This window comes from Bifidobacterium sp. ESL0732 (assembly GCF_029395535.1).
Classification (GTDB): domain Bacteria; phylum Actinomycetota; class Actinomycetes; order Actinomycetales; family Bifidobacteriaceae; genus Bifidobacterium.
Genome location: NZ_CP113920.1, coordinates 307,338 through 321,502, shown reverse-complemented (window position 1 = coordinate 321,502; position 14,165 = coordinate 307,338). Strand labels below are relative to the sequence as shown.

General features: G+C 56.2%; 10 protein-coding genes. 2 read left to right on the top strand and 8 right to left on the bottom strand.

Annotated elements, in window-relative coordinates:
* Positions 1-85: 85 nt before the first annotated feature.
* Positions 86-1,042 (bottom strand): nucleoside hydrolase, encoded by a 957-nt coding sequence (locus OZX70_RS01035; protein WP_277181286.1) that lies wholly within the window; start codon positions 1,040-1,042, stop codon positions 86-88.
* 668 nt (positions 1,043-1,710) lie between these two features.
* On the opposite strand from OZX70_RS01035, the gene OZX70_RS01030 reads away from it, so the two are divergent.
* Positions 1,711-2,727 carry a YwiC-like family protein gene (locus OZX70_RS01030; RefSeq protein WP_277181283.1) on the top strand — a complete coding sequence of 339 codons (1,017 nt, stop codon included), beginning with the start codon at positions 1,711-1,713 and terminating at the stop codon, positions 2,725-2,727.
* 25 nt (positions 2,728-2,752) lie between these two features.
* On the opposite strand, the gene OZX70_RS01025 is transcribed toward OZX70_RS01030, so the two are convergent.
* Positions 2,753-3,322, bottom strand: coding sequence for a DNA-3-methyladenine glycosylase (locus OZX70_RS01025; RefSeq protein WP_277181282.1), 570 nt, complete (start codon positions 3,320-3,322; stop codon positions 2,753-2,755).
* A 324-nt stretch (positions 3,323-3,646) separates the two neighbouring features.
* On the bottom strand, positions 3,647-6,298 hold the full coding sequence (locus OZX70_RS01020; protein WP_277181280.1) for a phosphomevalonate kinase: 2,652 nt from the start codon (positions 6,296-6,298) through the stop codon (positions 3,647-3,649).
* 515 nt (positions 6,299-6,813) lie between these two features.
* On the opposite strand from OZX70_RS01020, the gene OZX70_RS01015 reads away from it, so the two are divergent.
* Positions 6,814-7,167, top strand: a complete 354-nt coding sequence (locus OZX70_RS01015) for a phenylpyruvate tautomerase MIF-related protein (protein WP_277181278.1) — start codon at positions 6,814-6,816, stop codon at positions 7,165-7,167.
* A 162-nt stretch (positions 7,168-7,329) separates the two neighbouring features.
* On the opposite strand, the gene OZX70_RS01010 is transcribed toward OZX70_RS01015, so the two are convergent.
* The 5 genes from OZX70_RS01010 to OZX70_RS00990 form a co-directional block, all read right to left on the bottom strand.
* Positions 7,330-8,202, bottom strand: coding sequence for a hypothetical protein (locus OZX70_RS01010; protein ID WP_277181276.1), 873 nt, complete (start codon positions 8,200-8,202; stop codon positions 7,330-7,332).
* Between the two features lie 9 nt (positions 8,203-8,211).
* Positions 8,212-9,783: a formate--tetrahydrofolate ligase gene (locus OZX70_RS01005; protein ID WP_277181274.1), complete on the bottom strand. Its 1,572-nt coding sequence runs from the start codon at positions 9,781-9,783 to the stop codon at positions 8,212-8,214.
* A 387-nt stretch (positions 9,784-10,170) separates the two neighbouring features.
* Positions 10,171-11,787: a C69 family dipeptidase gene (locus tag OZX70_RS01000; protein WP_277181272.1), complete on the bottom strand. Its 1,617-nt coding sequence runs from the start codon at positions 11,785-11,787 to the stop codon at positions 10,171-10,173.
* 346 nt (positions 11,788-12,133) lie between these two features.
* Positions 12,134-12,691, bottom strand: coding sequence for a YbhB/YbcL family Raf kinase inhibitor-like protein (locus OZX70_RS00995; RefSeq protein WP_277181270.1), 558 nt, complete (start codon positions 12,689-12,691; stop codon positions 12,134-12,136).
* Positions 12,692-12,892: 201 nt separating this feature from the next.
* A complete protein-coding gene (locus OZX70_RS00990) occupies positions 12,893-14,044 on the bottom strand; it encodes a DNA polymerase III subunit delta' (protein WP_277181268.1) in 1,152 nt (383 codons plus the stop codon).
* Positions 14,045-14,165 lie beyond the last annotated feature (121 nt).

Below are 14,165 nucleotides of genomic sequence, written 5' to 3'. Positions count from 1 at the left end.
TGTTGACATGTTTTTCCTCGATGGTTGAATGTTGTGATTATTGATTTATTTGCAGAAAAAGAAGGAAGCCGCCAACGGACCGAAGTTAGCGTTTTCCTTCGGCCAAGGCGCTGATTCGCGACATGAACTCCGAAAGGAACCGATTGACGTCAATGCCGATGGCCACCTGCGTGGTCTTGTGCGGATCGTTGAGTTTGTCCTTGTCGCCAATCGTACGTCCCCTAGTGGGGTCTTCGGTGTCCACCTTGAGATTGATGGGAAGCGTCTTAACCAGCGTCGGATCAATGGCCACGCCCACCGCCAGCGGATCGTGAAGACCACAACCTCCAAGCTTGGGCGAGGTCTTGGCGTAAGCACGGATGTAATAATCAGTCATATCACTCAAAAAATCGCCCGCGGCAGTGTGCAAATCACGCCATTGTTGTGTTTCCTTGGTGGTCAGGAGTGTTTGGAGAGTCACGTCGAGGCCGACCATCGTCACTTGCGCACCGGAAGTGAACAGCGCATTTGCGGCTTCCGGATCCTGGGAGATGTTGGCCTCCCTCCACGGAGCGACGTTGCCGCTGACGGTCAGCGCCCCACCCATGATGACAAACTTGCCGATTTCGTTCTTGATATCAGGCTCTTTGGCAATCGCAGCAGCGATGTTGGTCAGCGGGCCAGTGGCCACGTATGTGAGTTCTTCGCCATAACGATGAGCCGCGTCGATGATGAAATCGACAGCGTTCTCCGACTCCGCGTTCCTTGCGGAATCCGGAATCTCAACATCACCAATGCCGTTCTTGCCATGGATGAAGGCCGAACCGGAAAGCACGGTGAACGAATCCTTTGTGCTTGCATGCGACAAGCCAGGATAGACAGGTACCTGCGAGTGGCCGAACAAATCAGTGATCGCCAGATCGTTGCGCATACCCTGCTCCAACGTGACGTTCCCATACGTGGCCGTGATGCCAATCAATTCGACTTCAGGACTTCCAAGTGCATACGCAATGGCGAGGGTATCGTCAATGCCGGTATCCAAATCCAAGATAATCTTTTGCATAATGTTCCTCTCTGAAAAAGTAACGAACGAATCCGGCCGCAAGCGTCGTCACATGACGCCCTGCACCTTCTCCGTCACACTATGTGCAAAGGTCCTCAATACTTGCCATTGACCTCACACGTTGACAATCTATAGCATTGCCCGCGTCTCGTCTGCGCGAATCTCGTTCGCAACAATCAAAACCCCATCCAAACAGACAAAGAAGAAAATATGAACCGGCAGAGCCTGTGCGGCTCGACGATAAAATCGATTTCGCTGCTACGAGTACGGAGATTAAAGAATCGACTTTGAATCAACCATTACCTACGTGGTAACAATTCTTCATTTCACTTCTTGTATAAGATGAATGATTTTGAGACCGACAATGGTAGCAAAACTGTCATCATCACATTTACCCAAACACGGCGTGTCCACCTCTCTTCTACGATATAGCAACCTGATAAAACAGAGTTTCAACACTGAACTCCGAATTGATTTAACGTTTTATCAGTCCGTAATCAACAATGATAAAGCGTTAAACTATATTTGTCAATATGACACACGATTTACTAATTTCTTTTTTGTATTTCCTTCCGGTTGATGCCACTATGTCACTTCCGATTGGAATACAGGATATTTTTCAAGATTACTTACTATCGAAAAGAAATGACCATGACTATGCTGTAAGTATGGTAGAGACTAAAATGCATAAAAAAGTCGCAAAACTCTGGCTGCCTGATCAACCGGGCGCTTGGGTCATGGCGCTGTTCCCGGCGATTGGCGGAATCGTGGTCGGCGGAATCTCCTGGCGTAATGTTTGGCTGGCTGTGGCATGGACCCTGTGCTATTGCTTCCAGTTCAGCGCGGCTCGTTGGCTCGCCGTTCGCTCGCACGAAGCCAAAGACGCGCGGAAAACCGCCGAAAAGGCAAAGGACCATTCATCGCTTTCCGGCTCCCCTACTGGCCACATCCCTCAACGTTCGAGCGCAAGCAAAAAGCGCCATTCCAACGTCTACTTCGTTCCGGCGGCCGTCTACCTCATTGCTACGGCCATCGTGGGGATTCCGGTTCTCGTATCCGCGCCGAAACTACTGTGGTGGATTCCGGCCTATGCCGTGCTCGCTGTGCTTTCGTTCGTGGCCGCGTGGCTGCGGCGCGAGCGGACGCTTTGGGGCAATGCCGTTTCAGTTATCGCCGCTGGCGGGATGGCTCTGATCGCGACTTCGCTGGGCTCACGGTTCTTCGTGGCTGCAGCGCCGCACGAAAGTTTCGCGTCCAGATTGTCGCCAACCGGACTTCACCCTAGCGTGACATCGCAATATTTTCTCGGCTCGCCATTGCTGCCAAAAGCCGGTGCGGTCGCCGCAATCGCGTTTATTCTCACCGAATATGCTTCGGTCGTTTTCGTCAAGACCATGTTCCGCAAATACGGCAATTCCGACTATTACGCACTGTCGATTATTTACCACGCCATCCTCGCTGCACTGAGTTTCGCGGCACCTGCAATGCTGCAGAACTTCGCCGGATTCACCGCAGCCCGAGGCGTGATGGCCGCCACCTTGCTCTGGGGCATCGCCGCCACAGTACTGTTGCTGATTGCAATCTTCGCGCCGCACCACAAGCGTATGAAAGCCATGCAGGTCGGCGGCATCGAGGCCTTCACTAGCTTGATGAACCTCGTCGTCATTGTGGTTGCGCTGGCATAATTTCGTGCGATTCAAGCCCAGGATTTCATCGCGAAAGATACGGATTACCGCCGATGATGAAACGCCGCGGACGGTCCTTGGCCTTGGTGATGCCAACACGTTGCGTAGCTTCGATATGCTCGCCGGGACGCAGTGAACCCGCTTCCAGCCTCAACGGCGGCTTACGCAGGTCATGACCATAAAGATCCATCGTGATGCCGAGCGACTTACAGATCTTGCCCGGGCCGTTGAGGCAGTCCTTGATACGCTTGCCACCACGGCGCCTTTCAATGATTTCCACGGTTCTTGTATCAACCGGTTCGGCGGCGCGAATCAACGCGCCCGCTCCGAAGCCCTCCTCGAATGCGGTGACGTTCATGCAAAGGTTCATGCCATAGACCAAGTAGATGTAAGCGTGGCCGGATGGGCCGAACATCGCGCGGTTGCGGTCGCTTTTGCCGTGGAAGGTGTGGCTTGCGGGGTCGAGTTGGTCGTAGGCCTCGGTTTCGACGATACGCACGGTCAACGTCTCGCCGTCGATTTCGCGCGCCAACGTGCAGCCGAGCAACCGCCGTGCCACGGTTTCGGCGTCCTCGTTCAGAAATGTAGGAAACATACTTCTATTGAATCCCACCCACCAGAATTCAGTAATTCGTGATTTTGAGGCCTCTTGGTGCACCAAGTACCCACAAAAATCACGAATTCCCCCTCATTCCTCAAAAAACGGCCCACTTGGTGCACCAAGTACCCACAAATTCGGCAAATAACCCATGAATCCTTCAAAAACGGCCCACTTGGTGCACCAAGAGGCCTCAAAATCAGGGAATGCGCTGAAAATGGGAAGGCCTGGAGCCGGTTTCGTATATATTTATATTTTGGCAAACAACAGAGCGGCATCATGATCATCGATTCGTGCTGCGTCGGCACATCGACCGACTGCTCAAAGGCGACGTGCCAGCATAGCCAGATCGACACTCAGCAAACGCGCCTCTTCTGCGGTTTTGCCGGTGACCAGCAGATCCGTATGCCGCAAATCCGCAACGGTTTTCGCACCGAGCAGGGCCATCAGCGAGCGCACTTGGCTCTTCCAGCTGTTGATCTCGGCAACCAGGCCGTCCTCACCTGAAGCATTTAGAACCTGTAGGAAATGGCCGGAGACGCCGACGGCCTTAGCGCCTAGTGCGAGCGCCTTCACCACATCGAGCGGGTTGCGCACGCCGCCGGAAGCGAGCACATCAACACTGTTGATACTGCGATGATTTACATCATTTTTGATGCTGTCGACTCTCTCAATGCCATCAGCACCACCACACAAGCCGGCACTGGCCGCACGAGAACATCCGCTATTATTCTCGCCATTCACACGAGAACTCGCAACTTCCGTATCGCGTCCCACTTTATTATTTGTCGTACTGTCGAAACCCGATTCGGATACACGAATGCCGGCACCATTATTATTTAACGCATTACATTTATCGGGCAGCAGCGTCAAAAGGCACAATGCCGTGGACTGCCCCCAACCGGCCATATAAGCGTATTCGTGACCATCTCGCCGCGCGTTCTCGATACGCGCGAAATCGGTGCCACCGCGGCCGCTGACATCCACCGTACGCACGCCTAGCTCAGCCAGTTGCCGCACGGTTCGCGCGCTCATGCCGAAACCGACTTCCTTGACCATCACCGACACCGGCGAAGCCTTCACAATTGCTGCTATACGCTCTGGCCACACATCGAAATCGCGCGAGCCTTCCGGCATCACCAGTTCCTGGGTGGCGTTGATATGAATCTGCAAGGCATCGGCGTGGATCATCTCGATGGCATGCAAGGCCTGCTCGACACTCACAGAAAGCCCGACGTTGGCAAAGACGAAACCGGACGGGTCGTTCTTGCGAATCGTTGTGAACGTGGGTTCAAGCTTCGGGTCACGGATGGCGGCATGCTGCGAACCGGAGGCCATGGCCACGCCGGTTTTGGCGGCGACACGGGCGAACGCGGCGTTGATGGACCCGGTTTTCGCCGACCCGCCGGTCATCGCGTTGATATAGAACGGCACGTCCCATTGTGCCCCGCAGACTTTCGTGGACATATCGACGTCATCAACATCGACGCTGCCCAAGCTGTGGTGTATGAAAGCCAGATCATCGAAGGCATTGTGCTGCGCGTCGCCATGTTCGGCCAGCGCGAGACGCACGTGGTCATCCTTGCGATTCGAGCCGGCGCCGGAAACCTGTGAATCCATGCCAAGCAATCCATCTGCACCCTTGGCAACATTTGAATTTAAAGCCTCCGAGCCGTCGGCCCCGACCACGGTTTCAGCTCCGCCCCCGGCACCAAGTTTTATGCCGACGTTATCGCGAAAATTTCGGGTAGCACCTAGGCCCCCGGCAAACCTACCGAACTCGAAATCCTTGGTCTCACCCATCCAATCGGCAAGCTCGACCTGCGGAGTATGCACCGACAAATCCAGCGGAACGATGTCTTTATCCTGCCAACCGCGCGTGACGGCAACCCTGTCGGCATTCGGCCCGGCAATCGCGATGCCGCAATCGCCGCCGCCGGCACCGGAACTTTTCGCCGCGGCACCGTGGCTTTCGGCCACCTCGACGAGAGCACGCAAGGCCGGGGTCTCGATGGTGACTCCGGTGAACGAGGAAAGGGTCTGCAGCAGTTTGCGTGCCTCGCGCACGTGTGCAATGACGGCCTGCTCGTCGTCGGAAACTAACGCCTGCGCCAATGCGTCAACGCAGGCATCGCTGCTACTCAGAAAGCCCTGATACAGCCGCTCGTGTTCGGCGGCGCTTTGCTGCTGGACATGGCCGACCAACGAAGGCGTGGATGCCGGGTTTCCCGTCCATCCGACCATCAGACGCAGGCTGCTCGACGGCTCGAACGCGCGAAGCCGCGCGATGCTCAGCCCAGGCCAAGGCATATCAATCAGGTCACTCAGCGCCGTGTCCTGCAAGCGATTCGTGACCCACTGCCGGTCGACTGCCGTAAAACGGATGCAACCGCCGAAAAGGCTTGCCGCCAAGTCGCCGCCTGAACCGACCTTCTGGGCGCGGCTGGCAGAGACGAACGCGAGTTTATACTGCTGTATCGGCTCGAGTTCGAGACCGTAGAACGCCGTCAACGCCTTCATCATGGCCACGGTCACCGCGGCCGATGAACCGAGGCCGTATTTGCGGCCGGAGGCGTCGTCCAGTTCGCTTTCGATATTGACATCGTAGATCTTGAGATCTCGGCCTTGCTGCTGGGCCAATTCCTCGACCGCATGGATGACGGAAAGCACGAATGCCGCGCCCGGCTGCTCCAGGTCAGGCACCGCACGCCCGGCACGACGTCGCCAAGTCACCGATGCTTCGGGATGCCCCGCAGAATGGATACGGCCGACCGGATCGACGCCGAAGGATTGCGGCTGAGCTGCGGCGGAAGAAGTGTCATGTTCGGTGATGCGGGCGGTCAAGAGGCGGTTGACGGCAACCAGGATTGCGGGATGGCCATGCTCGACCACCGCGTACTCGCCGGCGATATACAGTTTTCCCGGGGCCGTCGCTATGCTGCTGCCTGGTTCCTGGGCTTGCCTACCGCTCATCGTTATGCCGTTCCTTCCCCTTCATCATTTGTCGATTACGTTCGCGCGCTGGAATTGGCCTATTCAAATATCATCAAGCGATATTTTTCAATAGAGCACGATATGTCAATCCGTATCAACATTCCAAATGTACGCACAACCCGAGCAAAGAAGGACGCCACGGGCATACCTGCACCAAATACCCCGATAATCTGCGCAGCACCGCCACATTATTCGCCGCCGGTTTGTCGCAAACGCAACTACGGACTGCAAACGTGACGCAAACCAGCGCACAAGCATCAGAAACACAACAGAACACAACGGCCGATTGCAAACATGACACTAATTAACCCGTAAGCGTCACAAACGCAACGAAACACAACAGCAGATTGCAAACGTGGCGCGAACCAGCGCACAAGCGTTACATATGCGACTGTGTCACGAGGCGGAAATGGGACGTGGATGGCCGAATACCCGACGGTTGCCATATGATGTCAGTGACAACAAGGATTCACAAGCCTAACGAAGGAGCTACCATGCCAGTCATCCATACCCACGTTTCCGTTTCCACCACCCCCGAGCAGCGCGAGGCGCTCAAGGCCGCGTACGGCAAGGCCATCACCGCCGTCCCCGGCAAGACCGAGAGCTGGCTGATGTGCCCGTTCGAGGACAACATGCCGATTTACTTCGGCGGTACCGACGATAAGCCGGCGGCCTACGTCGAGGTCAACGTCATGGGCGCGCCCGGCAGCGTCGACCGCTCCGTGTGGGAATCGATGTCGAAGCAGATTATGACCGCGCTGCACGACGAGCTCGGCGTGCCCGAAGACCGCACGTATATCCGCTATACGGCCACCGGCGACTGGGGCTGGAACGGCGGCAATTTCTGAGTTTTGTGACCGTCGACGTTGAATAGTGTCGATAGAAATTGTTAAAAGGTGATAAACCTACCAAGAGTTTCGATTGGTCTGTTTATCGCCTTTTATTATCGACGTTGGCCAACAACCATTTCGATTTCCGCAATTCAGGCGCAAATAATTTTCAGCTCTATTTTATTTAAAATCGAGATAGCGCACGAAAGCTCGGGGATGGTCCTTGCCGTTTCTGACGTTGGCGAAACCGAACAACGCGGCGCTCGGCAACCCTTTGGCTTTCCATGTTTGGGAGCGGGAAAGGTCGAAACAAAGGGCGTCTTTCGCGCTCGTGGCCGGATTGCCCTTGGCGTCGACCAGAACGCCCATATCCAGGTAGTGCTTGAGCTCCGAGGCGGAAAGCACATCCGCAGGCTTGTTGACCAAGCCGCGTTTGTTGAGGGTGGCCATCGTTTTCCTGTCGGAAATCATCGCATTGATCTGACCGGCCGACATCTGGGTCATGATTTTCGGAGAATCGTCGGTATAGCTGTTTCTGCCGACGTTCAGGCTGCTGTCGAAGCTCACCAGACGCGCGTCCTTGACGTTATCGTATTTGACGAATCCGTCTTTCAACGCGCTGATTTGCTGCGAATTTTCGCGCATATTCACCGCTTCCAACGTGAACACCGGTGTCGGCGGCTTGGTCAGGTAAGTGACCACCAGCGAAATGACGACGACGAGGGCGACGACGACCAGAACGGTACCAAGCAGAAAATGCTGGACGAAAAATGAGCCCTTCTGTCCGGCGGGAAGCTGTCGGAACGTGGTCCATTTGGACTGCTTGACGTAGACGTTGTCTTTGGCAAGGCCGGAGATGGCTGCGCGCTGGTCGGCGCTCAGCGAAGTGCTGTCGGCGTCCCGTGTGGTCTGGCCGATGCGAGTTTCGTTTTCGGAGGTATTAGCAGTATTTCTGTCGGCACTGTTGTCATTATTGCCGACCGTACCACTTGATGTATTACTTTCAATAACGCTGCCCTTATCAGTCCCGTCACTCTCGTCGTTTCCAGCCATACGGCGGCCTCAGACGATCTTCGGCATCGGGGTAGTGAGCGAGGTGGTGAGGTTGACCTGCACCACGCCAGCACCGAGGTGCGGCTCGACTTTTTTGAGTGTTACGGTGCGCTCGTCAGCTGCGGCGGAATCGTCGTCGGTCATCGTTGCCGGGGACTTCACCGCAACCACCGCAAGGTCGTCGATGCTTGTGCCGACGCCGTTGCACAGTTCAGTCGCGGCGGCCAGGGATTCGGCGAAACCGACTTTGGTCAGCACACGTTCGGCCGGGACGCCGTAAGCATTGTCGGCAATCCATTTCACGTCTTCGACCAAACCCATGCCCTTGTGGCTGGCACGATTGTTGGCAGCCTCCGGATCGGCGGAATCTGCGGGAGCGTTGGCTGCATTGGCGTTGGCGACGTTATTCGTCGAATCGAGCGCACCCACAAATCCATCGAGCTGTGGGGCCAAGGCCTCGCCACCGTCACGGAAGAGATTGCCGATGATAGGATTGCGGAAGTCCAATGATTTCGCGGTGTCACGCAGGGAATCGATCTGATCGTCCTCGCCGTCCCAGAGATTGACTAACGGGAACGTCGGAATACCAAGGTTTTCGAGGCGATGGACGTGGAACGGGTAACGCCAGGCAAGCTTCGGATCGTCGCGCCAGGTCGAAGCACGGGTGACCACCACAGCGGCCGCCGGCCATTCTGCACCAAACTCGCGGCAGGCGATGTCAAGCCACTTCTGAGCGCCGGCATCGGCACCGTACCCAGCTTCGACCACCACGACATCGTGCAGCGCACAGGCCATTTCCACCGAAACCAAGCTTGGGATGCCCAGCGAGACGTTGGCGAATGGGCCGCAGTGCACGTAGACCGGTGAGCCGTTGACCGTCTCGGTCTGGGCGGGCTTCACCGCATCGCCGAGGATGCCAGTGATACGCCACAAATCAATAAATGAACCGAAGGTGACGGGGTTGCCATCCTTCGTGCCGGCGACCATTTTCGAGACGCGCTCGGCAATCTCGTCCATGGAATGGGAAAGTACAACGATCTGCATCAGCTCGCAGGTCGGGGTCAGCACCACGCGCTCGGGAACGTTGCCCTTGCCACGGTCGACGGCAATCTGGCGCAGCGAACGCGACGGCACTTCCGAGACGCGCGGTACCAGAATCGTGTCGATAAGCCCATCGTCAATGGCCTTCTCCGCGAAGGAAACCAGCAGGTTTTGCGCGTTTTCGATGGCGGCCATTTCGCCGCACAGGCCCCAGTCAATCAACTCGGGATGCGAAAGCGAGGACTTACCGCCGCCCGAAGCACCACCTTTGGAGCCGGCCGCAGTGATGCCCATGCTCGGCTGGCGCAGCACGGCGGTCGCGTCGATGCCGCGCGCGCGCAACGCGTCGATCAGCGCGATGGTGGTGGTGGTCTTGCCTTCGCCGCGAGAGGCCTTCAGCGGTGTATCGGCGGTAACGAGCACGACTTTGCCGTGTTTGCGTGGCTCATCGGCGTGATTCTTCAAATAATCGAGATAACCGAACGCATCGATTTTTTTGACCAGTCCATATTGGGTGGTGAATTGATCGATCAGAGCCATGCTGTACCTGCTTTCGGAACACGTAAGAACTATTTAAAGTTACGGAATTCTATCAAAACTGATACACAGCCAGCGCGATAAACCGACTGTGCCGATAAAACTGCAACCAATACCCAAAGCCTATCAGCAGCCGCGCCCGCAAGTTGCAGCACGGCCAGAATTAATTTTTATAACAGACGATCAATAAGAAGCCAAGCAAGATTAGCAGCTGATGGGTCAAGACCAATACGGCATTAGTCATATCTGCCCCTAACCCTGCGCTAAAAGGCAGCCGCACAAGCATTAAAGCGCTAAAGGCAAAAACCAAAATTGTGCCCCTAACCTTACGGAAACTCGAAGTTCGGCATGGGTTAAGGGCACAAACGAATCGTCGCAAGAGCCGATGCTTTAGTTGTCGGAGCGGTTGAAGCCGTTGGCCATCTTCATCGAGACCGTGTAGAGCACAGTATCGAGCAGAGCGTCGGTCTCCTTCTTGATCTGGTCGGCCATCGACTGGTTGGCGGCGCGCAGAATCTCGCGGACTTCGGCATTGCGGGTGGCGGCAATGATCTGGTCTGGCTCCATGGGCTCGACATCGCCTTCAGGATTGCCGGCGTTAAGCTCGGCCCGGGCCATGGATTCGGCACTGGCCTCCTTGTCACCGCCAAGGCGAGCAATCTGCTCGTCGGTGGCCGCGACCATGCGATGGCCCATGCCACCGGTCAGTTCCTGATAACGCTCGATGGCGTTGGAGGTTTCGGCGAACGCGGAGTTGCACAGGGCCGCTATGATGCGGTTCTCCCAGTAAAGGTTTTCGGAAGTCACGCGGGTCGTGGTCGCTTCGAGGTAGGCCGGCGTTGCGTCAACGTTCGGGTAGAACGGCACCAGCGCATTGAACGGGTTCGAACCGTAGGAAACCCACTGGATGGCGCGGTCAGACTGCGGACGGTACGGACGAATCTGCATTACAGAAAGCTGGCTCTGACGGTTGATGCCGATGCAGCGGTACATGTGGCGCGTATGCTCGTTTCCGAGGTGGCCGTAGGGATCGTAAGGCGTGCCCTGATAATGCGAGCTCAGCACATACTTGACATCTTCGATAGTGACCTTGCGCTCGGGCTGACGGGCCCACGGGATATCGTCGGATTCCGGGGTATGGTCAGCGTCCGGGCCGTCCCAGACCTCGTCGTAGGGGTTGAGAAAACGCTGCATGTACCAGGCGCGCGGGGTGTTGTAGACGTGGTCGGAATCGGAGTGCGAACCGAACGCGTCGCGCGGATTAAATGGGGTGGTGGCCTCGACGGCGAGGTCGAGATGGTTGGCCTCGATGAATTCGTTAAGGTCGGCGGAGCACATGCAGTTCTCCTGCTCGCCCAACGCGTCTTCAAGGTCGAATTCGTCGATACCCAGCTGGTTCGGCATGGTGACGTAGGCCTCGTCAGGCACGCGCTTGGCGATCCAATGGTGACCGCCGACCGTCTCAAGCCACCAAATCTCATTGACATCGCTGAAGGCGACACCGTTCATTTCGTTGGTGCCGTACTGCTCAAGCAACGAACCGAGGCGCTGAACGCCTTCACGAGCGGTCTTGATATACGGCAGAACGATGGTCAAGAAATCCTCTTCGCTGATGCCGCCGGCAACTTCCGGCACATAGTCCGGCTCACCCTTCTTGCCTTTGGCCGGTTCGAACTCGACAAATGGATCGGCGCCGATGACGCGCTCGTTGGTGGTGAGCGTCTCGGTGGCGCTCATGGCCACGTTCGCCTCGTTGAAGCCTGCTTCACCCCAGACACCGTCCTTGGTGTCAGCGTTCGGCAACGACGTGTATTGCAACGGGTTGTCGGGAAGTTCAATATCGAGACGATTCAGCACACTGCGATAATGGCGAGGCTGGTCAGCGGGCTTGGTGACGACAAAACGCTTGGGGTTGAACTCCCCGTTCGCTGAATCCTCGTTGCGCGCGATGATGGTCGAGCCGTCATAGCTCGCGTCCTTGCCGACCAGAATGGTGGTGCATGCCATGGTTGTTGTTCCTTCCAATGAATAAATAGTGAATCCTAGTATCAATGATAATAGCGATGGTACCTCGCTACTCCCTGTCGCCATTACTACCGCAGTACTCTTCCCTCCGGCCGCCTCCATTCTCTGCTTATTAAGGCTCTTGGCGCGCCAAGAAGCCGCAAAACCAAAGAATGAGAGGATAATCCTCGAAAACAGAGGAACTTGGTGCGCCAAGAAGCCCTAAAAACGACAAATTAACGACAAATCTTCAAAAAACGGGGTACTTGGTGCGCCAAGAGGTGTCAAAAACATAGAATTTGAGGGAAAGATGGCACAATGAAAAAATATTCGAGTGCTCTGGAACCGTTTACTTCGTCGGATTGCCGATGAAGGTGATCTCGGCGTCGTCCATCGGGCCAGAATGATCAAGAATCTTATGGTACAAATCGTTGAGCCAGAAGCCCTGACGGATGTCCGGCAGCGGATTGACGGTGGCCCAGACGTGCAGCACATAGCCGTGGGGCTTGTCGGGCGGGGTCGGGCCGTTGTAGCGCATCGTCACCGCAGGATTGCTCGAACCGACGAACTTGCTGGCGGCGCTTGTGCGGCCTTGCGCGGCCTCGGGAATCATCGTCGGCAGTTGGCGCGAGAAGTCCGGTGGAATCTGCAGGGCATGGGAATCGTTGAAATCGAACATCAATGCGTCGATCGGCACGTTGGCGGCCGACCAGTGAATCCACTCGAAGCCGCAGACCGGAATCGAATCAGGATCGGTCAGCTGCCAATGCAGGTAGTGCATATTAGCCTGCACTTCGTCGATGTAGAACGGGAACGAAACGATCGGTGTGCCGTCTATCTTGTATTCGGGTGCCGCTGCCCCGGTAAAATCGTCGGGAATAGTAGTAAAATCTGCTGAAATCTTCATGGTTCAAGTATCCCTCAGGCTTGTGACGAAAAGCATCCGCCACTTAATCAATAGTGAACATTGCTTTACCAGCCGTTCCAACGCTGTGAAACACATAAAAACAGAGAGGTAGCTACGTTTGGGCAACCTTGGCTGACAACCAGTCAGCTAAGTTTCATTGGTCTAGCCAGTCGTGAAACCGGCTATTTCCATCACGCCAGATTACGCCAACAGCGCGCAGAACAGCGCTTCGAAAAGAAGCGTCTGGTTGCCATTGCCGTTGAGACGACGACGGGCGACGGATATGGATTCGAGACGGTTGACCACGCCTTGGCGGGTCAGGCGCTCGGCAAGGTTGACGAGGGAAGAACGCTTCTCCTTGTTAATCAGCCCGGCCGAGTCTTCGGCGTTGTTTTGGAGTATCGAAACATCGCGGTAAACACTGGAAATCGTATTCAGGTCGCGGTCGAGGACATCGCGGCTACGTCTGGTGGCCCGGCGCTTGATGTCGGCTTTCTTGCCGATCTGATTGAAGGCGCCACGAAGCTGCGGTGGAATTCGGTCCTTTTCACCTAGGCCGTTGATGCGCCGGAATTCGGCTTCCTGCGCCCCTGCCTTCTCTTCGACGTCGGCCTGCGCCTGAGCTTTGGCATTGTCGATGAGTTGGCCTGCCAGCAACACTGCGTCTGAAGCCTTGCTCATGTTAAGCACGCCGGAGACCAGTTCGGCGCGGTCACTGCGCACTCGTTCGTCAGTGGCATAGAGTTTGGCCACCCCGATATGGCCTTCGGCCAGACGCGCACACTGCGCGGCAAGTTTAGGCTCGATATGCTCCTGCGTTTCCAAGAACTTGGCTACCGATTGCGTTGACGGCACGGCAAGATTGATGACGCGTGTACGGGAGCGGATGGTCGGCAGCACATCCTCGGCACTAGGAGCACATAAGAGCCAAATGGTGTGCGGACTAGGCTCCTCGATCTCTTTGAGGAGTACATTGGTGGTGCGCTCGAGCATGCGGTCTACATCCTCGATGATGATGATTCGCCAAGGGGCGATGCTCGGGGTCTGCTCGGAGGTCTCGATCAGGTCGCGGACCTCGTCGATGCCGATGGTGACCTTGTTCGTCGCCAATATGGTGACATCGGGGTGTGTTCCAGCCAGTATCTGCTCGCTGGAACGTTCGGGTTCGTCACTCAGACCATGGCTCGGGCTTTCCAACGCAGCTGCAAACGCACGTGCGACGTTGGACCGGCCGGATCCCGGAGGGCCACAAATCAGCCACGATTGAGCGATGGCTTTGGGGTCGCCAGAAGCGACGGCACGCAGCCGCGAGACGACCTGCTCCTGGCCGACGATCGAGTCCCATACGCTCATTGTTCCTCCACTGGTTTTGTTAAACCCACCTTATTGCCCACCGACGATAGGCAATTCGGTTACATTTCTTCAATGTTCCACTTAGCCATCTTGCAATAGAACAAATGCATTATGCATTGCA